Consider the following 26,439-nt stretch of genomic DNA (forward strand, 5'->3'; position numbering starts at 1 on the left):
TATTAACTGTTCGGCTAGTTATAGTATTAACGTTGATTATCAATATATCACTTATCAATACCGAACCTGTTAGCGTAATTCATAAGATCGAAGCAATATAGAGTCATCTATATTGCTTTTTTTTATGTCTTCAATAGCTTGCTCATTGACCAAACACAAATCCTGAAAGTCCATAATCAATACTTCGTTACGGAGACGTTCGCTAGTACGTTTATTGTGACGTATCGCAAATCCTAACACTTGCTTACCAGTGATGGTTATCTGATTAATAATTAACCTTGAATTATTTATGTTCAGCTTCTGAGCACTTATGATTGCCGTTGCTGGATTCACCGTAGTGGTTAACGTCTTAGTCTGTCGTACACTTTTGGGCATATCTCCTGCAAAAAACAATACCTGACCTAATGGTAAATACTGCGCATGCCGTACTAATTTTTGAAGGAACAATGCAGGCATATCTGTGTTAAAACTGTCTTCTGTCTGCTGATAAAATGCGGTAAAGTTACGATGCAAATAACGCCCAAACACCGTAGTATTAATCCATTCTTGATATACATCGTCTGCCAATAACTGCTTGGTAAAAGCACTGGCATCAATTGTGACATCCTTACTCAAAGTAGCAGACAACATCGACAGTAAAAGCGCTTGCGGACTGGTAAATGTCTGCTGCTGCCATACTTGTGGATATAGGCTACTATCGAGTAATGGCAAGGTTAATCTACTCATGCACTTGTATCCTCAACGATAGTTTTCAGGCGCTACATAACACTGGTATCGTCACACTAACGGCTTTTACCCTTAGCCAAATTCTATGCTATGGTCAGGCGACAGCTTTAATATAGCAGTCTTTTATTCGCGGTATAACTATTTTGTAGCGGTGTACTCTACCGTCATACTTTTTTAGCTAAATTGACCGAGACAGCTTGAAAAATTAAAGAGATATCATTCTATGAAAAAAGACCTCATACCCTTTCCTACTCCCTACCAGCTAAAGACTATTACTGTCCAAACAGCTGATGGAACGCTGCTGCCCGTCTCTGTCATTGGCAAAGGTAAACCTGTCCTATTAATGCACGCCTTTGGTATGGATGCAAGGCAATTTTTGCCATTTATTTTACCGCTCATTCAGCACTACTGTTTTTACTTGCCTCATTTTAGAGGTTTTGGTTTGGCCAGTGACCTAACGTTGCCAACGTTTGATTTTATTGAGCAATATGCACAGGATACCCAAGATGTGTTTGAGTACGTGAGTAAAGAAACTGGTGTTGAGGCTTTTCCTGTTGCCGCGATATCTATGGGGGCATTGGTCATGTGGGCGTATTTTCAGCGCTTTGGCACTCAGCGCGTGAGTCACTATCTGAATATTGACCAAGCACCGATTATCCATAATCAGCCAGACTGGCAAGGTGGCGGTGTATTTGGCACACGACAAACCGAATTGTTTGCGCAATTTACACAGCTAATTACCGACACTACTCCTTATCTACAAGCCGAGCAAATGGTTGACTTCCGTCACCTGCCCTATCGATTAAAAGTAAATTTATTAGACATGGAGCGCTCTTTTTCTCTGCTCTCTGTCAGTAGCAAACCTTCGCAATTATTGGTAAAAGCCCTCAGTTATCGGGCACCGCACAAAATCTCATTAATGGAACACGCGACTTGGCAACATAAACTGCGTTGCCTATCTGCTTATGTTGCGCTGCCCTACGATTATCGAGACGTTTTGCCCACTGTCAACATTCCGACTACCTTACTGATTGGTGCGCGCTCGCAGTTATATAATGCAGAATGGCAACAGCGTTTGACTACTCTGCTGCCCAATGCACACAGTATTATGTTGCCAACATCAGGGCATGCTGTACCGATGGATGCACCAGTTAGTTTTTATAAAGTATTGAAAGAGTTTCTGAACGCTTAATTATGGGTTTTTAATAATGCACAAAAAAAACGACCTCAACGGGTCGTTTTTTTTTGCGCTAAATTCAATCTAAATCATTGGCTAAGTATTAATCATTTAATGGTTTAATCAATTCAAATCGCGGAATTTCCTTACCGTCAACCGTGACCGTCTCAGCGAACATCGCAAGCGGACGTACCCACACGCCATACTCACCATATAAGCAACGATACACCACTAGCGATTCTTCAGTTTCTGAATGCTGCGCTGTATGCAATACTTGATACAAACTACCTTTATAGTGGCGATAGATACCGTGGGAAATGGTTTTAGTCATAGCAAACTCCTACTATTAAAAAATGGCTACTAAGTATCGCTTCATAAAAAAGGTCGACAATTACTGCCGACCTCGCTCTTAATCATTTTTATAAATTATCTAACCAACCGTCACTTTCGCATAAGCCTTTTTACCTGCTTGAATCACGACCGTCTGACCTGAGGTTAGACTAAAGCCACCATCCACGACTTCGCCATCTACTTTTACCGCGCCACGTTTTACCATGTCTTTGGCAGCTGAGTTGTTTTTAGCAAGCTTAGCTTGGTTCAGGATTTGAGTGATAAATAACGCATCTTGCCCTTCTAGATCTAACATGATTTCTGGCAAGTCAACTGGTAGCTCGCCATCTGCTAAAACGTTACCAGCAGATTTGTGCGCATTAGCAGCGGCATCAGCATCATGGAAACGTTCGATTAACTCTTCGGCTAAGATACGTTTGATTTCTTGTGGGTTACGGCCCCCTTCCATGTCTGCCATCAAGCTTTCCACTTCTTCCATTGGCTTAAAGCTTAAAAATTCGAAGTAACGATGGATCAGTGTGTCCGGCATCGACAGAATTTTTTGATACATAGTGCCTGGTGCATCATAGATAGCGACATAGTTGCCCAGCGATTTGGACATTTTATTGACACCATCTAGCCCTTCTAAGATTGGCACAGTGATACAAACTTGTGGTTCTTGGCCATAGCGTCCTTGCAGCGTGCGACCCATTAGCAAGTTAAAGGTCTGATCGGTACCGCCAAGCTCAACGTCAGCTTTTAGGGCGATAGAATCGTAGCCTTGTACTAAAGGATAAAGAAACTCATGGATTGAAATGGGCGTTTGTGATGCATAGCGTTTAGAGAAGTCATCACGCTCAAGCATACGCGAGACGGTTTGCTGACTGGCAAGCTGAATCATGTCAGCAGCGCTCATGTCATTGAACCACTCAGAGTTAAAGACCACGCGAGTCTTTTCTTTGTCCAAGATTTTAAATACTTGCTCAGCATAAGTGGTTGCGTTGGCTTTGATTTGCTCATCGGTCAATGGTGGACGCGTGCTGTTTTTGCCAGAAGGGTCACCAATCTTGGCGGTATAATCACCGATTAGAAAATAAATCTCATGACCCAAATCTTGAAAATGCTTAAGCTTATTAATCAATACTGTGTGACCCAAATGCAGATCTGGTGCGGTAGGATCAAAGCCAGCCTTGATACGTAGTGGACGATTGAGCTTTAGCTTAGCCACTAAGTCATCTTCAGATAATATCTCTTGCGTACCGCGCTGAATAAGGGCCAGTTGTTCTTCTAGGGTGTAAGTTTGATTGGTCATGATGCTCTCTATATATCACTTTAATTGGGATTTTTATGAATGACGGTTACTGGCTCAACACCTTAGGAAGTTTAGAACCTCAAAAGGTTGGAAAAAATGCTAGAATTTGACGGATATACTAGCGTTTTTTAAGGTAAATTGCCATGACCAACCCCGCATCGATTGCTGATACTGACCATAATGCTCTCGCAGACTTGCTTATGAATAATGGTTTGGATAACCCTTCAGACGATATTGATGATTTGACCTCTGATAATTCGAACTATGCCACCCTGACCGATGCCCTTGAGCAAACAATATTTGAAAGCTTTGATGATGGCTTATATATCGGCATGATGTCTGGCACCAGTTTGGACGGTATGGATGCGGTTCTTTGTCAATTTAATCCTGAGATGAGCAACGAAGACAATACCCAACCGCCGATGCGACTACTGGCGACCTATAGCCAAGATTTTCCGCTACGTCTGCGTGAAGTACTATCGGCATTATGTCAGCCGAATGGCGTGAATCAACTCGTACCAGATGCCGATGAACCAAGCAGTGAGTTGGATTGGTTCGGCTGGGCAAGTCGCGCGTATGCTGAGTTCGCGAGTGAAGTGGTCAATACCCTATTGCAGCAAGTAAATATCGATGCTGAATCAGTGCTAGCGATTGGCTGTCACGGACAAACCGTACGTCATCGCCCGCAAATGGGATTCACGTTACAACTGGTCGATGCCAATATCATCGCTGAGCGCACAGGTATCAGCGTGGTCAGTGATTTCCGACGTCGTGACATGGCAGTTGGGGGTCAAGGTGCGCCTTTAGTACCTGCGTTTCATCAGGCACTATTTGCCAATCCTGATAGTACCCGTGTGCTATTAAACTTAGGTGGTATTGCTAATATAACCGTCTTGCCCGCCAATGAAAAAGATCAAGTTGTTGGCTATGATACGGGTCCTGCTAACTTATTATTGGATGCGTGGACCTCATTGCATACAGATAACTCTTATGACGCAGGTGGCGCTTGGGCGCAGTCTGGAACACTCATTGAGCCATTATTACAGCAACTTTTGGCACATCCGTTTTTTGCTCAGTCTCATCCAAAAAGCACCGGTCGTGAGGACTTTAACTTAACTTGGTTGCAAGATGAGCTACAGGCTTTTGAGCAAGCTAATGCTAACATTAGTTATTCAGCAGCCGATGTACAAGCAACCTTAACTGAGCTAACGGCTATCAGTGCCAGTACGCAAATCAACATGTTTGTCAGTCATTCAAAAAACAGCTCAGTTTATGTTTGTGGTGGCGGGGCATTGAATGACTATTTAATGACACGCCTGCAAGCACATCTACCCTATTGCACAGTAAAAACTACTGAACATTTAGGGCTTGCGCCAACATGGGTAGAGGCCGTTGCTTTTGCATGGCTATCCAGACAAACATTGATGGGCGAAACTGGTAATTTACCAGCGGTAACTGGTGCCAATAAAGGCGTGGTGTTAGGGCAAGTTTGTTTTGCCTGACCAGTTATATTTTAGTTTACATACGTGCACCTATGTGTTTTATAATAACTTTAAAAACGCCATCCTCTTAGGACCCGTAAGTATAGGACATATCGCATGAGCCAACACAGCACCTCACCTATCGACCAAGCCACCAATGATGACACAAATAATATGACCGCAGCACCTGTACATAAATCGCGTCAAAAACCCCCTCATTACGAGCGCTCTGATGACAAACGTGTGGTCGTGACAGGTATGGGTGCCATTACGCCGCTCGGTCTAGATGTTGATAGCTCATGGAGCAAGCTACTCAATGGTGACAGTGGTATCTCACCAATTACGCATTTTGATGCCACAGGCTACCGCGCGCAAATCGCAGGCGTCATCAAAGACTTTGATGCCAAGCAATATATGAGCGCCAAAGATGCACGCCGCTATGATGAGTTTATACACTACGGGATTGCGGCTTCTTCTATGGCACTACAACATGCTGGTCTTATCGATGAAGTCAGTGCTGATGATGCGCCAGTACAAGGTGTTGACCAAGATCGCTTTGGTATCATATTGGGCTCAGGTATTGGTGGTATCCAAACAATCGAAAACAGTCGCGATACCCTACACGAAAAAGGTGCCGCCAAAGTTTCGCCTTTTATTATCCCAGGCTCTATCGTTAATATGGCAGCAGGATTGGTCGCGATTAAACACAACTTAAAAGGGCCAAATCTTGCAACATCAACAGCTTGTACCACGGCGACTCACGCTATCGGTCTTGCTGCGCGTTTGATCGCCTACGGTGATGCCGATGTCATGTTAGCAGGCGGTAGTGAAAAAGGCTCTAGCCCACTTGGTATAGCTGGCTTTAGTGCTATGCATGCACTCTCTACGCGCAATGACGAGCCAACCAAAGCCTCACGTCCGTTTGATAAAGGTCGTGACGGGTTTGTCCTTGGTGATGGTGCTGGTGTAGTGGTATTAGAAAGCCTTGCTCATGCCAAAGCGCGCGGTGCAACGATATTGGCAGAGCTAGTCGGTTTCGGTATGAGCGATGATGCCAGTCATATTACTGCACCACCAGAAGACGGTAGCGGTGCGGCAAGAGCGATGCAAAATGCACTAAACGACGCTGGTATCGAGTCATCAAGCGTCGGTTATGTCAACGCTCATGGTACGAGTACCCCTGCGGGTGACGTGGCTGAGTCTATTGCTATCGAAACTGTGTTCTCTCCTGTAAAAGATAGCATCCTAGTTAGCTCAACCAAATCGATGACGGGTCACTTACTTGGTGCCGCTGGCGGAGTTGAAGCCATCTTTACAGTACTAGCGCTACAGCATCAGCATGTGCCGCCTACGATTAATCTAGATGATGTCGAGGACAACTGTAACCTTGATTATGTGGCTAATCAATCGCGCAAAGTTGATAACTTGCAGTATGCAGTGTCTAACAGCTTTGGCTTTGGTGGTACCAATGGCTCATTGGTATTTGCTCGCTGGCCTGTCAATCAATGATAGCTATCCATCTACAGCGCAGCGCATGGTAATGAATGCGTTGTAACGTTGGTGTCAGATTTGCTACGTTTGTCCACTTGCAGCCCCTTATCGTACTTGCGTATGATAAGGGGTAATTTTTGGAACCTTTATGGAAGATACCATGTCAAGCTACTCATTTTCCCATCAGTTTTATCAACGCTGGACGTGTGCACCTGAGCCAGTACGCGCAGCGATTACCCAAGAACTAAAAGACATCACTACCCTGCTGCAATCTGACACCTCATTTGAAGACTTCACTTTTAATACTCATGATTTAGATGCGCATGTAGACGAGCTATATGACAACTACAATGCTGAGCAAGCCATTGCGAAAGCAATTACAGACAAACAAGAGCAAGAAGACGCAGCAGCTGCAAAACAAAAGCTAGAAGCCGAACAAAAGCAAAAAGAAGCAGAAGAAGCCGCACGCAAGGCAGAAGCGACTCGAAAAGAACAAGAAAAAAATGAGCAGTCAGCGTTAGAGAAAAATAACGACAAAGAATTGGCTGCTATCGACGTAGCTAAAGTAAACACAGATAAAGTCGTGGCAGATAGCGCTGTTACTGACGATTTTGTTACTGATAATTCTAGTGCAAAGACAGAAAAAGATGCATCAGAAGTCGTAAATACTGAAGGCAATGCTAGCGATAATAAAAGTGCTGATAACAAAACCATTAGCGAACAGGCACATACGCTTAGCGATAACCATATTAAAGATATTAATAATAAAGCCAGTGCAGCGATTAATTTGGTCTTAAAAGACGCTAAACTAGATGCAACACACCAACAGCTAATCCGTGAGCTGGAAACACAGGTTGATGACTATCTAAGTGAGCAAATGATGCTAATGTCTGAAAACCTAAAGTCTTGGCTACGGGCTGAGGTAACCCAACACTTTAGCGAGCAGAGTGATTCAACTACTAATAACGAAGCTGCTAAGAAAAGTATTCACTAACAGTGCGTATTTTTCAGTATTAAACCTACAGTTAGCAACAGTTGCTCAGTATTAAGTACTAAATAATGGACACTAAAAAGCCCCGTAAATTATTTACGGGGCTTTTTAGTACTTTTAGTTAATGTTTTGAGCTTGGTATTAAATGGCTTTGGTACGTTCAGTCAACCATTCAAGCGCTGCACCTTCAACACGATCTTTTAGCTCTACGAAGACTTGGCTATGATAGTCATTTAGCCAATTTATCTCAGTTTGATCCAACAGTGACGGCTCAATCAGACGCGTGTCAATTGGGCAGTAAGTGATGGTTTCAAAGTTTAAGAAATCACCAAACTCTGTCTCAGTAGGCTTGGCAACTGGCGTATTTACTACCAAGTTCTCGATACGAATACCCCATTTACCTTCGCGGTATAGACCTGGCTCATTACTAGAAATCATACCGACTTTCATCGCGCGCTCTTTTGGCGTGCTTGCGCTATAGGCGATGACTTGTGGGCCTTCGTGCACGTTTAAGAAATAACCAACGCCGTGACCCGTACCATGACCATAGTCCATCTGTGCTTGCCACAATGGCGCACGGCAAATAGCATCGATCAACGGTGAGGCGATACCATCAGGGAAATGGGCACGAGCCAGCGCAATGTGGGCTTTTAACACAATAGTAAAGTCGCGTTTATGCTCGGCAGTGACTTGTCCAATACCAACTACGCGGGTGATATCAGTCGTACCGTTTTGATATTGTGCGCCTGAGTCAATCAGTAGCAATCCGCCTTCACCCTCGGCCACATCAAGGTAGCTGAATTTTTCTGGCGTTGCACGGTAATGTGGTAATGCGCCATTTTCGTTAAAGCCTGCGATGGTCGGGAAGCTTGGCGAGACATAATGCGGCTGACGACTGCGCACATCTATCAGCATGCTATCAACATCTAGCTCACTTAAACGCTCGCCGTTTGCTAGACGCTGCTCAAATGTGGCAAAAAACTCAGCTAAGGCAGCACCATCTTGACGCATCGCTTCACGGACATGATCGATATCTGCATCTGATTTTACAGATTTGAGTAATGTGCTAGGTGCCATTTGCTCAATGAAGCCAATATCGTCTGCCATTTTTGAGAGCGTACCTACTGCGACTTTGCTCGGATCTAACAGTAGTAAATCGTCTGGCGTTAATGCACTCAATGCCTCTTGCACAGCAGAATAGTCAGCCAGTGTGATACCGCTGTCTTTTAAACTCTGTGCAATATCTTCGCTTACTTTATCAGTATCAACAAACAACGTTGCTTTGTCTGCGTCAATCAACATATGTGATAAGAATACCGGATTATAATCAACATCAGCACCGCGCAAGTTCGTCAACCAAGCGATATCGTCTAAGCTTGAAAGTAAATGATGGGTCGCACCCGCTTCTGCCATGCCTTCGCGTACTGCAGCCAGCTTTGAGGTGGCAGACTGAGCAAGGAACTGCTCATCATGCGCGTATAATTTGGCCGCTGGTAGTGCTGGGCGATCTGTCCAAATCTCTGTCAGCACATCACGCTCAGTGATCAAAGTAATGTCATTGGCATCAAAAGCATTTAACAGGCGATCTTGCTCAGCGATAGATAGTACGTTGCCGTCTACTGCTACGCTATCCCCTTCTTGCAAATGATCGGCTAGCCAGTCGATATGATTTGGCTGACCTGGCGCAAGCTTTTCTAAGGTAATACCTGTGCCTTCTAACTGGTCGGCAGCATGTACCCAATAACGGCTATCCGTCCATAGACCTGCAAAATCAGCAGTCACGACCAGCGTACCGACAGAACCAGTAAACCCTGATAGCCATAAGCGTGCTTGCCAGTACTCTGGTAGATATTCAGATAAATGGGGATCAGCAGAGGGTACGATAATTGCGGTGAGATCTTGCGCGACTAAGGTGCTACGTAAATTAGCAATACGTTCGTGAATGGCTTGTTTATTCATTGAATGTGTCCTTATAGAAGTTATAAAAATTTGATGTTGGAGCGATTATTTACAATCGTCTTGTTCTAATAGTCGTCTTGTTTGAGTTCTTGATACCGCTTTAGTTGTAATAAGATATTTATCATTGATAGCAATTATTCAAGCAAGCAACCTATCTACTTATTTAGCTATCTAACTGTGTTTGCGTTGATAACTGCTTCTGCTTATCGAGCATAAAAAATTGAATTAATATAGGCTTCTAAAACGCTGTACTGCTGTTTATCGTGAGCTATCATTAGATGTTTGGGTAGATAGTAAGCTTTCAATGGCTTGTGCCAAATATCTCACTAACTAAAACAATAAAACGTGCTACCAGTAATGGTAACACGTCTCATCATGTGTCACTTGTACTGTTGTTAATCACAAATGTACATCAGATTATCTTATTGCTTGGCCAATTGCTTCTCTCGCTCGCTTTCTTTAAGCATCTTATTAATAGGTTTTGCTAGTATCAATAATAGTACAGCGGTAACTACCAAGAAGATGGTCATGGTAGTAAATAGACCTGGTAAGCCTTCGATTTTGTCAGCAGATACATGCCCACCAAAGAAGGCTGCAACCAAATTACCCATAGCAATAGAAGCAAAGAACAACCCCATCATTTGCCCTTGCATACCCTCTGGCGCCAATTTAGTCATGGCAGACAACCCAACTGGGCTTAATGCTAACTCACCTAGCGTCAATAATAATAAACTACCTACCAACCATAGCGGCGATGCCAAGCCAGCACCAGGCGCTAAAATGCTTTTTGAGGCAAAAATCATCAAGGCAAAACCTGCAGCTGCCAGTAGCATACCGAGTGCAAACTTAGCCATACTGCTAGGCTCAAGACCGCGGTTACCAAGCTTGACCCAGATGATGCTAATGATAGGTGCCAATATTAAAATAAATAGTGGGTTCAATGACTGGAACCAAATACTTGGTATCTCAAATCCTAAAACATTTAGATCGGTATAACGATCGGCAAATAAGTTAAAAGACGTTGGCTGCTGCTCAAAGCTTGACCAGAACAGCGTCGAGCCAATGATTAAGACAAAGCAAATTAGTAAGCGTAGTTTGTCTGTCTTATCCAATCGTGGTGAGATAAACATAATAGCAAAATACAAGATGACGACCGCAGCAATGATATACGTCATATACTCTGCAACCATCTCAGGATTGAACGATATCATACCGGTAGACACTAATAGCACTGCGGCTACTAGCAAGGCGACAAAACCACCAACCCAGCGACCGATATTTTTGTAATGGTCATTAGATTTTTCCCACTCAGCAGAAATACCTTTAGCGCGTGCATAACGCGTTAAGTTCTTTTGCGCGAAAAAACGATAAATCAGTAATGAGACAAGCATACCCAATCCGCCAACGCCAAAGCCGACATGCCACATGCCTTTTTCTTTGAATACGCCGACGATAAGTGCTGCTAATAACGCACCGATGTTAATACCCATATAAAACAAGGTAAAACCACCATCACGGCGAGAGTCGCCTTTAGGGTATAAGGCGCCAACCATCACTGAGATACAGGTCTTAAATAACCCTGAACCCAAGACAATACAGATTAAACCAACAAAGAACAGCGTCATGCCAAACATCGCTGAAAGCGCGATACACAAGTGACCAAGGGCAATAATAATACTGCCCCACCATAACGCACGCTCTTGACCTAGCCAGTTATCTGCCAACCAACCACCTGGTACTGCTGCTAAGTATAACGAACCCGCAAAAATACCATAAATAGCAGAGGCAGTGACTTCATCGAAGCCAAAACCGCCACTGCTCACTGTTGCCACCATAAATAAAACTAATAGTGGACGAATACTATAATAGGAGAATCGCTCCCACATTTCGGTAAAAAACAATGAGCGTAAGGGCGCAGGATGTCCCATAAAGCCATTGTCTAGTGCTTCTAGCTCTGCTGCACTAGCCCCCGAATTTGTTTCTGTGCCCATAACTTTATTCCTTTAAAGATCATATTTGTAATGACCAAACCCCTGATTATCCAGATGGACGGTCATATAGGCGGAACATTGTTTCACTTGGCTATAATCAAGTAAAGAAAGAACTGGTCAAAAATTACACAAATACCCATAAAAAAAGCCCGCTCTCAATGGTTGAGAACGGACTCTTTTTATGGGTATCTAAGACAGTAATATTATGCTTATAGCACTGTTGATACAGACTTCATAATGCAGCTCATTTAACAATCGAGTGGCACTATTTTAGATTATTGACATAGTCATACTACAGCTTACTGTGCTGCGGTCTCGTCAGTAGCGTCGCCAGCATTCCCAGCATCTACATCACCATCCGCTTGCTCAGCTGTCAAATCAGCATCGGCAACAGCGGCTTGGCTTACAGTACCAGAGGCCGTTGCGGTACCAGCTTCTGCGGTGACAACTGCACTATCTGCATCTGCCGCTGGTGTTACGGTTGCATCTGCTGCATTATCAGGCACTGTAGCATCTGACGCTTCTTCTGTTGTTGCAGCTTCTGCATCGGCTGGAGCCGCTTCTTCTTCAGTAGCAGTAGCTTCTGCTTCATCTGCCGCAGCTGATGCTTCAGTTGTCTCAGCAGTGATATGCTCGCCTGCTGGACGCAAAAATGCAGAAACACCAATAAGTAAGACAATACCTAAGAACATGGCAATGCCACCTAAAGCGAATAACAGCTCTTTTTTTGGATTGTTATTAACGATACCTTCTGACATACCTTATCCACCTTGCACAAAATATTTGAAATATTGACCTATTATATCGCAATTTATACTGATTTGTGAAAACCCTTAAGTATTTAAAGGGTTTATTATCCACAATTTAAATATCCATTTTTGGCACTTGTGACAGCTAACTACTTAATCAGTTATCTATTATTCGCTATCAACACATCTTACTTAACAGTACTACTTAACCAAACGTACTGGAGTCTTCGGACGTTTACCCAAATAGCTAAGTATCAGCAACAGTGCCATGATAAACAAAATAGGAGATTGACCAAAGCGCATGAATGGCGTGTTGCCAACTCGCGCCTGGATATCACCGCGCAATACAGTACGCTCAAACTGCGGTGCACGCTCTACGATACGACCTTTATGGTCGATAATAGCCGTCACACCTGTGTTGGTCGCACGCATAAACCAGCGGCCGTTCTCTAACGCGCGCATCTGTACCATCTGTAGATGCTGTAGTGGACCTGCTGACGTACCAAACCAAGCATCGTTTGAGATGGTCAATAAGAAGTCCGTGCCAATGGCGTTTTTGCGCGTGGTATCTGGATAGGCCACTTCATAACAGATGGCTGCACCTAAATTATGCCCTCGCACACGTAGCGGCGACTGCTGATCACTGCCGCGACTATAGCTCATAATGTCTTGGCTGCCTGCCAGATTAGGCAGAATATCAAGCACTCCTTGGAATGGAATGTATTCCCCAAATGGCACCAGACGTTGCTTTTTATACAGCCCCTCTGCCTGTGCCCCTAGCGCTATCACGCTATTGTAGAACGGCGGATATTTATCTGTACTGGCATCAAACGCTGCTTCATCCTTATAAGGAATACCAGTCACCCATGTCGTGTCAGTCTCTTTGGCCATCGCGACCATTTCACTGATAAAACCAACAGCTTCTGTCTGAAACATAGGAATCGACGATTCAGGCCACAGCACGATGTCACGTCCCCACTCGTCACGGGTCAACGTTGCATAGATTTTTAGCGTCTCAATCTGATATTCGGTGAGCCATTTTAGATCTTGCGGGATATTGCCTTGAATCAAAGATACCGATAGATCAGGAGTGCCTTTTGGTTTGGTCCACTGCGGATTGATCAACCATAGCGCGCTACTAATGATTAACAATGCTATCGATGGAATCATATAGCCACCGCGGCGACGCAATAGCTCAACAATACTGGCAGCCAATAATACCGCTACAAAAGAAACCGCAAAGACACCAGCCACAGGCGCGAGCGACGACAACCAGTACTGCTCAGTAAAAGCATAACCAACGAATAGCCAAGGAAAACCAGTAAATAGCCACGTTTTCATCCACTCTTGGAGTATCCACAGGGCGGCAAAAGATAACGGCTGCTTGCCGACCACACGATTAAAGATGAGCGCCAAAAAGCCATGGAACAATCCCATGCCTAGACCCATGAGCGCAATCATAATCAGCGCAAGCCATGCGGGTGTATCGCCATAAACGTGTATCGAGGTGTATAGCCAAAACGCGCCAACACACCATAGCCCTGTACCGTAGGCCTGACCGATTAGAAAGGCGCGGCGACCTGTCATCGCTGGTACCAATAACGCATATAAGATGGCAGGTGATACCAAGGCAACGGGCCAAATGCCATAAGGCGCGAGCGCGAGTATGAAAGCTGCCCCTGCCAGCCAAGCTATTAGTACCGTCAACCCCATATGTAAACCTTTTGGCTTATCGGGGTTCAGACGTTTTTGCAAATCAACAGTAGACAGACGCATAGCAGTTATCCAAAACCATATTTTCTAAAATTTCTCAGCTGAGCGATGAGATAACACTCACGCAAAATCTGACTGCACAATGCTTTATGCAGGGCTACAAATAAAACCCACCCATGATACCAGTCAAAACCTACAAGTGGGTAAATTTGCGTAGCTAAAACCTCATTCTAAAGTTCAAAAGGCAGAAAGCAAAAAACACGATTTTTCATCGTGTTTTTATTAATTTGCTAACAAGTTTTATTCATTGACCAACTATCGTGACACTATAAGCAAGCTAGTGGCTGCCTATCAATATCTGTTGCTCAGCATTGGTTTTGGTCAGCTCTAGATTTTGGATAAATCGCCCTTCTACATCGGTAATGGTGATTTTCCAATCATCTATCACGACGCTCTCGCCTTCTAAATCACCAACGAAGCCAAGCGCTTGCATGACCAGACCGCCCATCGTATCGACATCGGTATCGTCAAAACGACTACCCAGCTCATCATTACAGTCTTCGATTACTGTAGACGCTTGAACACGCCATGTATTTGGTTTTTCTGGATCAGGGACAATGTTATTGATATCGCTGTCTTCATCAAAGTCATCATGCTCATCGACGATGTCGCCAACGATTTCTTCCAACAAATCTTCCATGGTGACCACACCACCGAAGTTACCAAACTCATCAACGACAATCGCCATATGTACTTGGGTGCGCTGCAATGAGCGTAGCAAGGTATCAGAACGAGCCGTCTCACTGATATATAACGGCTGGCGCACCAAGTCTCTGAGACGCTTACTGTCAATTTTGTCTTCTTGGTTGCGAACCATATGTACCAGAATCGGAATCAAGTCTTTTGCCAATAAGATACCGATGACTGCATCATCATCTTGACTGTCAAAAACAGGATAGCGTGAGTGAGTGGTCTCAAGAATGATGTCCATCACTTCGGCAAGACTGGTGCTCTCGTGCAGGCCAATCACTTGCGGACGCGGCGTCATGATTTCGCGGACTTGTGTCGCAGGCAAATCTAGCACGCCTTCTAACATATCGACCGTATCAGGCTCTAAAAACTGGCGCGAGTCTTGTACCAGACGAATCAATTCATCACGGGTTTCGGGGGCGGTCGATAGCCAGCGTTTTAAGCCGCGCATCGACCAACTACTCGGGCTGGGAGTGTCGTCAGACATGATGGTGTGATTTAACCTCTTTAGTTAATAAAAATTAGAATAGTATTCAATAGAAAAACGAACAATACTCAATAAAAAAACAAGTAGAGCCTAGATGGGGATAAAAGTCGCAAATAAAACAGCTGGTTTGTTATTAATTAATGGATGAATAACAAATTTGCTAGTACAAATTAGCTTCACTTTATCGCAAGGCTCACCGACATTCAACGACAAATTCACTCAAATTGTATTGTCAGCGTGTTATAAACTTTGCTATGGTCAAAGCCTTTATTTATCAAAGCAAACCCTATGTCGCTACGTTCCGTTTTTTCTCGCTTATTCTCGTCGCGTTCACGCAGTCGACTGTCAGACAGTCGTGGCTTAGAGAGCCGTGGTTTAGAAAGTGCTGACTTGAAACGCGAAACATTAGAACGTAAACAGCCAAAGCCTACATGGCGCCAGCGTCTTGTGACTTTTTTAATTGCCGTTACGTTATTGTTATCAGCGCTATGGTTATTACTCGCGATTTGGTATCAATACGGCGTCAGCTCAGTATTAACTTGGCTTGCGACAATAGCAATTGTAGGCATATTAGCTGCGCTGCTAAGTACACGTTATTGGGATGTCGTCACAAGAGTATTGCACAGTGACTCACTATCTAATAAAAAATCAATTAGCAAAGGCACAGCAACCAAACTACTTATCGGCGTATATGGCGCTATTTGGCTGGTAGGTCTAGGTTGGTTTTTTTCTATCGAACCAAAACAAGATCGAGAATGGATGGCTGAGGTCGACCAGCGGATCTCTTATGAGCGCGATGCGACTAACCCTGATTTAATTACCTTAACCAATGTTCGTAACTTTGATTGGCAAACTGAAGAAGACGCCACCGAGCACTGGGATACCCGTACGATTGATCTGTCTAAATTATCTGGCGTGGATGTGACTAACTCTTATTGGATGGGGCCACTTATTGCGCATACATTGGTTAGCTTTCGATTTGAAGATGATAGACCACTTGCCTTCTCATTTGAGATACGTAAAGAAGATGGTGAGTCGTTCTCTGCGCTGGCTGGGTTTTTTCGACGTTATGAGCTGAGCCTCATTGCTGCAGAAGAGCGTGACATTATCTATACTCGCAGCAATGCGCGTGGCGAGCAGGTTTATTTGTTTCCTATTAGCAATTTGCAACAGCATGAAGTGAGGTCGCTGTTTGAGTCTTATCTGACTGCGGCTGATGATTTGAACGCTAAACCTGCTTGGTACAATACACTGATTAGCAACTGTACCAATATTATCTTTTATATGGCGCGTATCGTCAGTGGCGATCGTTTGCCATGGGATTATCGAATTTGGGTCTCTGGTTGGTTACCGAACTATCTATATGATGTGGGCATGTTGGATGCGGCTCCAGAAAAGGACAACCAGCCTTGGTCAATGAACACGTGGTATGAGCGTACCCATATCAACCCAAAAGCAAAAGGCTTTGATAATCAAGTCAACTCACAGTCTGATATCGATAGAGATAAAAACAGCCGTAAATTCTCACAGCAGATTCGTCAAGATATTCCGATACCAGCATTGGCTAACTCGCAAGCCAGTGCTGAAGCAAAGGCCAAATCTACTGCTCAGGTATCTAACTAACTGTAGACTAAGGGTTAACCCAGTTAACCACCCGCGTTTCCATCTCTTCATCAGACATACCGATTTCCGTGACACAGCGACCGGCGACGCCCACGTTGGCCGCTCGCATTTGTTGTTGTGTTACCACAGCATCCCCAGTCAATAATAAATGCCAACTTGGTAAGCCCTGCCCTTTATACAAACGCTTATAAGCGCAGTGCGATGGTAGCCACATCATCTTGGGTAAGTTGTCCATAGTCAGCTGAATACAGTCTGGTACGTGCTCCTGACGCGTTGCATAGTGACTGCAATATCCCGTCGCGCAGTCCATCAACTGGCAGGTGACATCGGTATATTCGACCAGCTCCTCATCCACATTGCCGCTTTCATCTTCATCGATGTACTTAATCAAGCAACAACTGCCGCAACCATCACACAGCGCTTCCCACTCGCTATGGTTTAGTTCTGTTAACGCAAATCGCGACCAAAACTGCGGACGTAGTGGCTCGGACTCATACTTAGAGTCAGCATCAGCATTAGAATCGACATCGGCACTATCAGGGCACAAACTCACCGATTGCGCAGGCTTGGCCGTCGCATCGAGATCTAAGTTCAAGTCAGATTGGTCATTATTTTTGTTTAAAAAATTTATAGTCATAAAGTCGCAGTAGCATTTTGATAAAGAGCGTTACAGTATTATAGCTGTTTTTGCTAGACATGGGCGTTAAGGTAGTACGAGTTAGAAAAACGAACCATCACAATGACGAATAATTAAAACTCACAACATAAAAAAGGACAATAATATGTCAATTAAGACGTTTGAATTAATCAGTACTACCGAAAACGGTGTAGAACTTATCAGCTATGTAGCACTACCAGAAAACGCTTCAGATGAAAACCCTGCAGCAGGTATCTTGGTTGCACCAGAATGGTGGGGCGTAGTCGATCATCCAAAATCAGTGGTTGAGCGTTTGGCAGAGGCGGGCTATGCAGCAGTCGCTATGGACGTTTACGGTGAAGGCAAACTAACCACTGATGCAGCGCAGGCAAACATGTGGATGGAGCAAGTACTGGCCGATCAAGACATGCTAATGGCACGCTGCCGCTTAATCCTTAATGATTTTAGCGATCAGCTATCCGTCGATGGTGACAACCTAGGTGCAATCGGTTACTGCTTCGGTGGTAAAGTTGTACTAGATATGGCTCGCGAAGGCATGCCACTAAAAGCCGTTGCCACGTTCCATGGTAACCCAACGCCAAAACAGCCAGCAGACAAAAACTTTGCAGCAAAAGTGTTGGTTGCTCATGGTCGTGACGACTCAATGGTATCAATGGATGCTATCGAAGGTCTAAAATCAGAGCTAGATGCAGCCGATGTTGATTACACTATCGACGTTTATGACAATGCCAAACATGGCTTTACCAATCCGCATGCCGATGAGCGTGCAGCCAAAAATGAAGTAGATCTTGGTTACAATGAAGCCGCTGCTAAACAAAGCTGGGAAAATATGATTGAGTTTATGAAAGCCAATTTGGCATAAAAAAGATCTGGTATAAAACTCATCAAGAAGGGTAGCTTAATTATTAAGCTACCCTTTTATTTTGAGCAGCATTTTAGCACCTGTCTTTTAGCCCAGTAATCAGAGTAGTCTTGTGCTTCTTATCAAATCACGTCATTATCACTTTACTATAAACTGGATTGAGTGACGAAGATGTTGTATCTAATGGTGACCCAGTTGGGCTGGCTGGCTTTTACGATTTTATTGATCGTAGTGGTCGCGTTATTTACTAGGATAGCTCGAAAAATCGAACATTTACGCCGTGATGTGACGACGCTGCAAACTGAGCTTGAGCAGCAAAGACAGCGTAGTATGTCGCCTCCATCTACACCTTTCGTCGATAAAAGCAACTATGCACGCAACACTGCTACTAACGATCATGATCTTAAAGACAATGTTCCTAAAGACAGTGACGCTAAAGACCATGATGCTAAAGAAATAGCTTTTGACTCACAACACTCTTCTCCAGATAATCAGCTGCATGTATCACCACCACCGCTTCCTACCGTTGCTTCAAACTCAACCATACATGCAGCATCAAGTATCTATGACGATAAACCTATAGACAATAACGCCTCGATAAATACGCAAAACACAGCACCTACCGCACCGATTGAGCCTGATGAACGCTCATTGCCTATCGTGACCTCACTGATTCATTCAATCAAAAACTGGTTTTTCGGTGGCAATTTAGTCGTGCGAGTCGGCGTATTGGTGCTATTGGTAGGTGTGGTGCTCCTGCTTCGCTTATTAAGCGAATATATCGAGATTTCGATTGCCACAAAGCTGATAGCAGTTGGCGTTACAGGGTTAGCATTGGCAGCACTTGGGTTAAAGCTGACTGCAAAACGTTTTTCATATGGGATTACGCTACAAGGTGCAGGCTTAGCGATTGCGTACCTAAGCACCTTTTTCGCATACAGTGTTTATGAAATCATTCCGAGTTTACCGAGCTTTATCGGACTTGGGTTATTGTCTGCCATTACCATTGCCCTCGCCGTACGTCAAAACGCCTTTCCATTAGCATTATTGGCATTATCTGGTGGATTTTTTGCACCGATTTTGACCAGTGACGATACTGGCAGCTTGGTCACGTTATTTAGCTATTATCTACTGCTAAACGTCACCATTGCCGTCATTGCTCATTATCGACCGTGGAAAATATTGAATCTATTCGGTGTGACTGTGACATTTGGCTTGGCATACTATTGGGGTATCAGCGAAAACCTGAGCGCCGTCATTGAAACGCAGCGCTGGTCATTGGTAGCATTAGTAACCTTACACTGGCTGCTTTACTTATTTGTCGCCATTCGTTATGCACAGCAAATCATCACTTATAATGCGCTAAACGAAAAAGACCTCAGTTATGCTGATAATGTAGATGACACAAAACACTTGGACAAAGGCCTTGTAGGCAGCTCCTATGTATTCCCCATTGATACGGGTTTACTGTTTTCAGTACCGCTACTGGCTTTTGGTTTATTTTCCGCCTTACTAAACGACATCTCTAACGCCCTCACGATTACCAGTGCCATTTTGGCTACGGTTTATCTTGGGATGGGCTGGCTGTTCATCCAGCGCAGTAAACGCTATGCTTTAATCACCGAAGGCATGCTAGCGTTAGGATTAGGATTTTTTGCGCTCGTTATTCCGTTGGCGCTAGATGCTGAATGGATTGCTTTTGGTTGGTCAGTACAAGGGTTAGCGCTAGTATGGTTTGGCAGGCGTTCGCTGCGGTCGTGGTCGGTATTATTCGGCTTGCTATTACAGCTCGTCAGTATTGGTATGCTAGTGACGACAGCGATATTCTCTATCCAAGACTATCCCGTTTTAGCCTTTAGTATTTCAGCGCTCAGTTATCTAGCGACCGTCTTTATATTACGCGCTAGCAACTCCCATGCTGTGCTGCTTAATAGCTTAGATAGTAGTAACAACCTTAATAACCTTAACAGTAAAAGCGCTACAACATCCTCGGTCATACAATCACAATCCTCAGTAATAAAAACACAAACATTGGACAGCACATCAGATCCATTAACTAGCTATGCCCATGCGCTGGGCGTCAGTATGCAAGCGACGCAGCAATGGCTGACCTCCATCGATAGTCAGAGCCGCGTATTCAAATTCGTTTGGCATAGCCCTAGATTCATCAAATTTTTGACATTGACCGCGATGGCTTGGATGCTACAAGTACTGATGCTTGATTTGCATCATTGGTTTGATATCTGGCAATCAAGCACGACGGTAATTGCACTAGCAGCACTCATCAGCTTGACCGCTTATTGGGTTATCAATCGCTATCGTCCGTGGGCGGAAATCAGACAGCTTAGTCATGGATTGCTAGCTTTGTTCTACTTTATGCTAATACTGCAACTACCACAAAAGTTTGAGCGAAATTTAACATGGGCAACAGCGGAATGGTTGGTATTCGTAGGCTTAATAATCGGTTGGTTAGTCATGGGTCAGCTATGGCTAAAAACATGGTCTGATGATAACAATCCATCACGCCACACTGATGCAAGCTGGCTAGGTACGGGCATCTTACTTGTCGCTGCCGCGGCGCATTATGGCCTACCAGACTCTGATGGCGTGATGGCTTTCTTGTTTTCAGCGACACTCATATTAATTGGGTTATGGTTAAATCATCGTTATCTCAGTCAAAATGAAGAAAGTACCTCAACCAATAAAGTTTCGGAACAAGGTCTACTGTACTGGTTTGATTGGCAGCAGGCACTATTAGGATGCGCTGCCATCTTTGCTCCCATTGCTTTACTGTGGGTAGTTCTTACCAATTGGTCTTATGACGGTGTGATTTGGGGACTGTCTTATTTTCCATTGTTCAACCTATATGACATCACATCATGGCTGACACTATCAGTTGGTTTTAGTCTGTACTACATCAGCCAACGCAGCCACAATGAAACCATTATCGAGTCGGGTGCAACTACCAAACCTAAGCGTATATTTACTGCTGAGAATTTACTAATTATATTGGGTCTGATCAGTTTTTGGTTGATTTCCAGTATGTTGGTCAGAACGCTACATGCCTTTATTGGCACACCACTTTGGAATGACTATCAAGGCGGCGCATGGCAAAGCGAGCAAGTACAAACAGGACTGACGATTTTATGGACGCTCTTGGCATTGGTCGCCACCATCATGGCGAGTCGCTACTGGCAACGCGCGCTTTGGTTTATGGGTATTGGACTATTAGGTATCGTCGTACTCAAACTAGTCTTGGTAGATTTGTCACAGACTGAGGCAATTTGGCGAGTGATATCCTTCCTTGGCGCAGGCAGCTTAATATTATTAATTGGCTATCTCGCCCCATTACCACCCGCGCACGAGGTAACAGAAAACCAAAATCAAGCGTAATGACAAAGCTGGTTGGGTGAAATTGTGCCGTGAGCAAGGTGGTTCTGTAGTAAACTGGACACCATTAGAAAGTAAACGTTGATTGTTTTACTTTTAGCATTTTTTATAAAAGGTTATGAAAGCAGATGGATAAGAGAGCAAGTATTCAGTGGTTCCCTGGGCATATGAACAAAGCCCGTAACGAAATCAAAGAAGTCATGCCGCAGATGGATTTGGTCATCGAGGTCATCGATGCGCGGATTCCATATAGTAGTGAAAACCCAATGGTCGCAGCACTGCGCGGCGAAAAACCTGTTATCAAAATCCTGAATAAAGCTGACCTTGCCGATCCTGAATTAACTCAAGCATGGATGGATTATCTCGAGCAGCAAGATGGGGTCAAAGCCATCGCTTGCGATACTGAAAAAGCCAATGATGTAAAACGCATCATCGCCATCTGTAAGCATCTCGTACCCAATAAAGTCGGGACTGGTCGTCAAATCAAAGCAATGATCATGGGTATCCCAAACGTTGGTAAATCAACGCTGATCAATACGCTAGCAGGTCGCGCTGTGGCAAAAACAGGCGATGAGCCGGCCGTGACCAAGTCACAGCAGCTGATTAAACTAGACGATGACATTATGCTCTATGACACGCCTGGTATGCTATGGCCAAAAGTCGAAAACGAAAACTCAGGCTATCGTTTAGCAGCGACAGGCGGTATTCGTGATACGGCTTTTGACTTCGCTGATGTAGCAAGCTATACCGCTGAGTACCTAATGCAAGCCTATCCTGAGCTGCTAAAAACCCGCTATAAAATTGAAGAGCTGCCAAAGACCGACTGGGAGTTTTTTGAAGTGGCTGGACGTAATCGCGGCTGTGTACGCGCGGGCAATCAAGTCGATACCTACCGTATGTCTGAGATTCTCATTAACGAGCTGCGTAGTGCGAAGATTGGTCGTATCACGCTAGAAACACCAGCGATGACTGAAGCGGAAGAAATCGTCGTCGCTGAACAACGACTCGCTGCTGAAGAGAAGAAAAAAGCAAAAGAGGAAGAAAAACGCTTACGTCGTCTAAAAACGCGGAAGAATCGGAAGTAGCTAATTCTCAATTTGAGTTATACCTATAATTACAGGGCAGATCCTTAGAATAAACGGTTAAATATAAATATGAATAAAAAATATCAAGTTTTTATCAGCTCAACTTATGAAGATCTCAAAGAAGAGCGCGACCAAGCTATTAAAGCCGTATTAGAAATGGGTCATATTCCTGTAGGAATGGAAATGTTTAGTGCTGGAGACGAAGAGCAGTGGCAACTTATTGCTAGACAAATTGAAGCTACTGACTACTACGTAATAATTGTTGGTCATCGCTATGGCTCTGAAACTGACGAAGGTATTAGTTATACAGAGAAAGAATATGACTACGCTAAGGAGTGTGGTGTACCTACATTAGGGTTTGTTATAGACAATAAGGCGCTTTGGCCTCATGATAAAACTGATAATGATACTATTAAGAAAGATAAGCTAGATTTATTCAAAACAAAGGTAAAATCAAAGTTAGTTCATTTCTGGTCTAGTAAAGAGGACTTACATGGAAAGGTCTCAATTTCTTTAATTAAAACCATGAATACTCACCCAAGGATTGGATGGACTCGTTCTGATGAAGCTATAGGTCCTGAAATCACCAAAGAAATATCTAGATTAAGTACAGAAAATGCTAACTTAAGAAAGGAAATTGAAAAATTTAAGAAGATTAGTGACAAGCAGGCAAATAAAACGGGTGAAGTCGCACGCATCATGTTTGAAAACACGCGTACTGTATATGTCCGAGAAGAATCAGGTATTAACTGGGAAGATTGTGATAAGTATAAAACTGAACTCTTCTCCATATTTAATTATATTGCCCCTAGTTTAATAAACGAAGGTAGTAATCTGAGAATCGCGCAAGATATAGCTTTAAATTTACATGGTACTAGCTACTATCAAAATATCCCGATTCCCACCAATACTATTTCAGATATAATCGCTGATTTTGTAGCACTGGATGTAATTGAGCCTTCAAGAAAGAAACATGCTGTAAGTGATAAGGAAAAATATTGGACTCTAACTAACTTTGGTAGAGATTTTATAAAAAGCGCAAGAAGATCTGCACTAGAGAGTAGACGAAATGATGAAGAAAGCGAGCAAAAAATTATAAATGATGATTGATTCAGCGAATTAGATCTTAGCTTATACATTAACTATTACTATATTTTCTGTATATATATTCAAATTATATTATCTATATTTAGGGAAATCATTGCACAATCAATTTAAGCACAGTAAGAGAGATATCGACAGCTTCGCTCCACGCCTACTCGATTGGTTCGCCGAAAATGGTCGCCATGATTTACCTTGGCAACAGCACCAAACCGATACGCCCAATCCTTATATCGTATGGCTATCCGAAGTGATGCTTCAGCAAACACAAGTAACCACAGTACTGCCCTACTTTGCACGTTTTATGGCATCGTTTCCAACCGTGCAGGATTTGGCCACAGCAGAATGGGATACCGTAGCAGAGCATTGGGCAGGGCTTGGCTACTATGCACGCGCACGTAATTTGCATAAAGGTGCTAAGCAGTTGGTTGAGGTAATCGATAAAACGGGCGAGTTTCCGCAGACACTAGCAGGATGGGAGGCGATTTCAGGCGTTGGGCCATCGACTGCTGGCGCGATTATGGCGATGGGATTACATCATTATGGCGTTATCTGCGATGGTAATGTCAAACGAGTACTGACACGTTGGGCCGCTATCGACGGCGACATCACTAAATCTGCTACCACCAAAGATTTATGGGCACTGGCAGAGCGACTGACACCGACAGAGAACTCAGGATTGTTTGCGCAAGCCATGATGGATATGGGTGCGACATTATGTACCCGTAGCAAGCCTGCGTGTCTATTGTGTCCATTAAAAGAAGACTGCCTAGCCCATGCGCAAGGGCGCGAGACTGATTATCCTGTCAAAGCAAAAAAGCAGCCCAAACCTAGTAAATTCAGTAATGCCCTGCTAATCGAAAGTGTAGATGGTGACATACTATGGCTACAACGCCCTGACAATGGTATCTGGGGTGGATTGTGGAGTTTGCCATTACAGTTTGTGGAAAAAATTGATGGTAAAGCGAACACTAAGGCTACTGTTAAGAAGACGCTAGCTAGCGATGAGAAGCCATCAAACACAGTAAACGATGTCCGTAGTAATGAAAAAGTATACGAAGCAGAGTTTACTACCGCTGAGCAAATCATTAATGAATGGCTCATAAAAAATGAGATGGTCGCAAAATCAGTTAGCAATACCTTGCTTGATGACGCCCCTATTAAGCATTCACTGACGCACTTTCACTGGTATCTGACCCCGCGTAAATTAACAATTAATGCGACGCAGGTAACTGAGCTAAATCAGACATTAGCAGCGGCTGAAATTGACTTTAAATGGCTAACCGAACAAAAAGCGCAAGACAGCCTAGGGCTACCTCGCGCGATGGTTAAAATCTTAGAATAAGAAGTTGGAATGAAAAAAGCGACTCATTATTAATAATGAGTCGCTTTTTTATGATGACAATCTAAAGGCAGCTGAGCCTACAGCACTCTAAGATTTCGGCACACGCAAGCGCATCAGACCTTCTTGTTGCACGGTGGCGACCAGTTTACCATCTTGCCAAAACTGACCATGATTCAAGCCTTTCGCATTAGACGTGGTATCGCTCCACATGTCATAAAGCATCCATTTGTTCAAATCAAAATCACGATGGAAATGCATCGAGTGATCGATACTGGCAGCTTGTAAACCACTGGTCATAAAGCTAACACCATGTGACATCAGCCCTGTACCAACCAAATAAAAGTCCGACGAGAATGCCAAGAGCGCTTGCTGAATAGCCACTGGCTGATTGCCCAATTCACGAATGCGTAGCCAGTTTGCTTGCTTGGGTTTCATAGGTTCTGGGCTAATCGGATTACGCGGTTTCACTGGCTTAATCTCGACATGACGGCGGCGCATAAATCTTGCTTTTAGCGCTTCTGGCACTTTTCCGACATTCTCTTCTTTTAGATCTTGCTCTGTCAGCAAGTCTTCTGGCGGTGGATAGACAGGCATGTCTTCTTGATACTCAAGTCCATCTTCCATCGGTGAAAACGAGGCAATCATTGAAAATATCACTTGCTCAACAGGCGGCTTACCACGTACTTCTTTGTACTGGATAGCCGTGACTTCACGTGCAGACAAGCTACGACCATCACGCAATCGACGGACTTGGTATATCACTGGTTGGTTGATATCGCCACCACGCAAAAAATACCCATGCAATGAGTGACAAGGTTTGTCTTTATCTAATGTATGCGCCGCTGCCATAATCGCTTGAGCGAGCACTTGCCCACCAAATATACGACTGCCCACATAGTCATGGCTTTTACCCTCAAACACATCAGGGGTAACTTCAATAAGCGCGATAGTAGCCAGCAGCTCATCAATCAGTTGTAGATTATCGGACATGACGATATGTTTCCTTATTTTTATCAAAAACGCTCAGCATCTGATGATATTGATGCCATATAGCCATCATATTTGAATGTAAAATAATGCGAGATCACTGGTTAAGATCTGTTGAAAGAGACCTTAAAATAAACATACAGACATCGTTAGCGATGTTATCACCGAATATTTATTTTCTATAGAAAAGGTAAACATCTTACCCAATATTGGTGGCTTTGACTAGTTACT

General features: G+C 43.9%; 20 protein-coding genes. 10 read left to right on the forward strand and 10 right to left on the reverse strand.

Going from position 1 to position 26,439, the window contains the following annotated elements:
* Positions 1 to 69: 69 nt before the first annotated feature.
* Positions 70 to 726, reverse strand: coding sequence for a hypothetical protein (locus IEE84_RS11995; RefSeq protein ID WP_191114326.1), 657 nt, complete (start codon positions 724 to 726; stop codon positions 70 to 72).
* Positions 727 to 949: 223 nt separating this feature from the next.
* Here IEE84_RS11995 and IEE84_RS12000 point away from each other — a divergent pair, with 223 nt between their 5' ends.
* Complete coding sequence (locus IEE84_RS12000; RefSeq protein WP_191114327.1) at positions 950 to 1,918, forward strand: alpha/beta fold hydrolase; 969 nt, start codon at positions 950 to 952, stop codon at positions 1,916 to 1,918.
* Between the two features lie 88 nt (positions 1,919 to 2,006).
* On the opposite strand, the gene IEE84_RS12005 is transcribed toward IEE84_RS12000, so the two are convergent.
* Both IEE84_RS12005 and tyrS read right to left on the reverse strand, forming a co-directional pair.
* The gene (locus IEE84_RS12005) at positions 2,007 to 2,234 is read right to left on the reverse strand and encodes a DUF1653 domain-containing protein (protein ID WP_191114328.1); all 228 of its coding nucleotides are present in this window, start codon (positions 2,232 to 2,234) and stop codon (positions 2,007 to 2,009) included.
* A 99-nt stretch (positions 2,235 to 2,333) separates the two neighbouring features.
* On the reverse strand, positions 2,334 to 3,545 hold the full coding sequence (tyrS, locus tag IEE84_RS12010) for a tyrosine--tRNA ligase (protein WP_191114329.1): 1,212 nt from the start codon (positions 3,543 to 3,545) through the stop codon (positions 2,334 to 2,336).
* A 143-nt stretch (positions 3,546 to 3,688) separates the two neighbouring features.
* Between tyrS and IEE84_RS12015 the strand changes: the two genes are divergently transcribed.
* The 3 genes from IEE84_RS12015 to IEE84_RS12025 all read left to right on the forward strand — a co-directional run bounded on the left by IEE84_RS12015 (position 3,689) and on the right by IEE84_RS12025 (position 7,511).
* Entirely contained in the window at positions 3,689 to 5,047 is a 1,359-nt protein-coding gene (locus IEE84_RS12015) for an anhydro-N-acetylmuramic acid kinase (RefSeq protein ID WP_191114330.1), read from the forward strand.
* A gap of 153 nt (positions 5,048 to 5,200) precedes the next feature.
* Complete coding sequence (gene fabF, locus IEE84_RS12020) at positions 5,201 to 6,535, forward strand: beta-ketoacyl-ACP synthase II (protein WP_191115482.1); 1,335 nt, start codon at positions 5,201 to 5,203, stop codon at positions 6,533 to 6,535.
* 130 nt (positions 6,536 to 6,665) lie between these two features.
* Complete coding sequence (locus IEE84_RS12025; RefSeq protein WP_191114331.1) at positions 6,666 to 7,511, forward strand: hypothetical protein; 846 nt, start codon at positions 6,666 to 6,668, stop codon at positions 7,509 to 7,511.
* Positions 7,512 to 7,649: 138 nt separating this feature from the next.
* Here the strand turns inward: IEE84_RS12025 and IEE84_RS12030 are convergent, their stop codons facing one another.
* The 5 genes from IEE84_RS12030 to IEE84_RS12050 all read right to left on the reverse strand — a co-directional run bounded on the left by IEE84_RS12030 (position 7,650) and on the right by IEE84_RS12050 (position 15,157).
* Positions 7,650 to 9,467: an aminopeptidase P family protein gene (locus tag IEE84_RS12030; protein ID WP_191114332.1), complete on the reverse strand. Its 1,818-nt coding sequence runs from the start codon at positions 9,465 to 9,467 to the stop codon at positions 7,650 to 7,652.
* Between the two features lie 422 nt (positions 9,468 to 9,889).
* A complete protein-coding gene (locus IEE84_RS12035; protein WP_191114333.1) occupies positions 9,890 to 11,458 on the reverse strand; it encodes a peptide MFS transporter in 1,569 nt (522 codons plus the stop codon).
* A 299-nt stretch (positions 11,459 to 11,757) separates the two neighbouring features.
* Entirely contained in the window at positions 11,758 to 12,216 is a 459-nt protein-coding gene (locus IEE84_RS12040) for a hypothetical protein (protein ID WP_191114334.1), read from the reverse strand.
* 192 nt (positions 12,217 to 12,408) lie between these two features.
* On the reverse strand, positions 12,409 to 13,983 hold the full coding sequence (lnt, locus tag IEE84_RS12045) for an apolipoprotein N-acyltransferase (protein WP_191114335.1): 1,575 nt from the start codon (positions 13,981 to 13,983) through the stop codon (positions 12,409 to 12,411).
* Between the two features lie 274 nt (positions 13,984 to 14,257).
* Complete coding sequence (locus IEE84_RS12050; RefSeq protein WP_057761902.1) at positions 14,258 to 15,157, reverse strand: CBS domain-containing protein; 900 nt, start codon at positions 15,155 to 15,157, stop codon at positions 14,258 to 14,260.
* Between the two features lie 288 nt (positions 15,158 to 15,445).
* Between IEE84_RS12050 and IEE84_RS12055 the strand changes: the two genes are divergently transcribed.
* Entirely contained in the window at positions 15,446 to 16,780 is a 1,335-nt protein-coding gene (locus IEE84_RS12055; RefSeq protein ID WP_191114336.1) for an Lnb N-terminal periplasmic domain-containing protein, read from the forward strand.
* Positions 16,781 to 16,787: 7 nt separating this feature from the next.
* On the opposite strand, the gene IEE84_RS12060 is transcribed toward IEE84_RS12055, so the two are convergent.
* On the reverse strand, positions 16,788 to 17,327 hold the full coding sequence (locus tag IEE84_RS12060; RefSeq protein WP_224738023.1) for a YcgN family cysteine cluster protein: 540 nt from the start codon (positions 17,325 to 17,327) through the stop codon (positions 16,788 to 16,790).
* Between the two features lie 235 nt (positions 17,328 to 17,562).
* Here IEE84_RS12060 and IEE84_RS12065 point away from each other — a divergent pair, with 235 nt between their 5' ends.
* The 5 genes from IEE84_RS12065 (at position 17,563) to mutY (ending at position 25,221) form a co-directional block, all read left to right on the forward strand.
* A complete protein-coding gene (locus IEE84_RS12065) occupies positions 17,563 to 18,300 on the forward strand; it encodes a dienelactone hydrolase family protein (protein ID WP_101204912.1) in 738 nt (245 codons plus the stop codon).
* Between the two features lie 171 nt (positions 18,301 to 18,471).
* The gene (locus IEE84_RS12070; RefSeq protein ID WP_191114338.1) at positions 18,472 to 21,693 is read left to right on the forward strand and encodes a DUF2339 domain-containing protein; all 3,222 of its coding nucleotides are present in this window, start codon (positions 18,472 to 18,474) and stop codon (positions 21,691 to 21,693) included.
* A gap of 125 nt (positions 21,694 to 21,818) precedes the next feature.
* The gene (gene ylqF, locus IEE84_RS12075; protein WP_057761911.1) at positions 21,819 to 22,775 is read left to right on the forward strand and encodes a ribosome biogenesis GTPase YlqF; all 957 of its coding nucleotides are present in this window, start codon (positions 21,819 to 21,821) and stop codon (positions 22,773 to 22,775) included.
* Between the two features lie 69 nt (positions 22,776 to 22,844).
* Positions 22,845 to 23,885 carry a DUF4062 domain-containing protein gene (locus tag IEE84_RS12080; protein WP_191114339.1) on the forward strand — a complete coding sequence of 347 codons (1,041 nt, stop codon included), beginning with the start codon at positions 22,845 to 22,847 and terminating at the stop codon, positions 23,883 to 23,885.
* A gap of 91 nt (positions 23,886 to 23,976) precedes the next feature.
* Positions 23,977 to 25,221 carry an A/G-specific adenine glycosylase gene (mutY, locus tag IEE84_RS12085; RefSeq protein WP_191114340.1) on the forward strand — a complete coding sequence of 415 codons (1,245 nt, stop codon included), beginning with the start codon at positions 23,977 to 23,979 and terminating at the stop codon, positions 25,219 to 25,221.
* Between the two features lie 87 nt (positions 25,222 to 25,308).
* Here the strand turns inward: mutY and IEE84_RS12090 are convergent, their stop codons facing one another.
* Entirely contained in the window at positions 25,309 to 26,211 is a 903-nt protein-coding gene (locus IEE84_RS12090) for an acyl-CoA thioesterase (protein WP_057761915.1), read from the reverse strand.
* Positions 26,212 to 26,439: the final 228 nt, after the last annotated feature.

This window comes from Psychrobacter sp. 28M-43 (assembly GCF_014770435.1).
Classification (GTDB): Bacteria; Pseudomonadota; Gammaproteobacteria; order Pseudomonadales; family Moraxellaceae; genus Psychrobacter.

Excerpts from the sequence above, each read along its gene's own strand:
- IEE84_RS11995 (WP_191114326.1), bottom strand. The coding sequence starts at position 726 with ATGAGTAGATTAACCTTGCCATTACTCGATAGTAGCCTATATCCACAA.
- IEE84_RS12000 (WP_191114327.1), top strand. The coding sequence starts at position 950 with ATGAAAAAAGACCTCATACCCTTTCCTACTCCCTACCAGCTAAAGACT.
- IEE84_RS12005 (WP_191114328.1), bottom strand. The coding sequence starts at position 2,234 with ATGACTAAAACCATTTCCCACGGTATCTATCGCCACTATAAAGGTAGT.
- tyrS (WP_191114329.1), bottom strand. The coding sequence starts at position 3,545 with ATGACCAATCAAACTTACACCCTAGAAGAACAACTGGCCCTTATTCAG.
- IEE84_RS12015 (WP_191114330.1), top strand. The coding sequence starts at position 3,689 with ATGACCAACCCCGCATCGATTGCTGATACTGACCATAATGCTCTCGCA.
- fabF (WP_191115482.1), top strand. The coding sequence starts at position 5,201 with ATGACCGCAGCACCTGTACATAAATCGCGTCAAAAACCCCCTCATTAC.
- IEE84_RS12025 (WP_191114331.1), top strand. The coding sequence starts at position 6,666 with ATGGAAGATACCATGTCAAGCTACTCATTTTCCCATCAGTTTTATCAA.
- IEE84_RS12030 (WP_191114332.1), bottom strand. The coding sequence starts at position 9,467 with ATGAATAAACAAGCCATTCACGAACGTATTGCTAATTTACGTAGCACC.
- IEE84_RS12035 (WP_191114333.1), bottom strand. The coding sequence starts at position 11,458 with ATGGGCACAGAAACAAATTCGGGGGCTAGTGCAGCAGAGCTAGAAGCA.
- IEE84_RS12040 (WP_191114334.1), bottom strand. The coding sequence starts at position 12,216 with ATGTCAGAAGGTATCGTTAATAACAATCCAAAAAAAGAGCTGTTATTC.
- lnt (WP_191114335.1), bottom strand. The coding sequence starts at position 13,983 with ATGCGTCTGTCTACTGTTGATTTGCAAAAACGTCTGAACCCCGATAAG.
- IEE84_RS12050 (WP_057761902.1), bottom strand. The coding sequence starts at position 15,157 with ATGTCTGACGACACTCCCAGCCCGAGTAGTTGGTCGATGCGCGGCTTA.
- IEE84_RS12055 (WP_191114336.1), top strand. The coding sequence starts at position 15,446 with ATGTCGCTACGTTCCGTTTTTTCTCGCTTATTCTCGTCGCGTTCACGC.
- IEE84_RS12065 (WP_101204912.1), top strand. The coding sequence starts at position 17,563 with ATGTCAATTAAGACGTTTGAATTAATCAGTACTACCGAAAACGGTGTA.
- IEE84_RS12070 (WP_191114338.1), top strand. The coding sequence starts at position 18,472 with ATGTTGTATCTAATGGTGACCCAGTTGGGCTGGCTGGCTTTTACGATT.
- ylqF (WP_057761911.1), top strand. The coding sequence starts at position 21,819 with ATGGATAAGAGAGCAAGTATTCAGTGGTTCCCTGGGCATATGAACAAA.
- IEE84_RS12080 (WP_191114339.1), top strand. The coding sequence starts at position 22,845 with ATGAATAAAAAATATCAAGTTTTTATCAGCTCAACTTATGAAGATCTC.
- IEE84_RS12090 (WP_057761915.1), bottom strand. The coding sequence starts at position 26,211 with ATGTCCGATAATCTACAACTGATTGATGAGCTGCTGGCTACTATCGCG.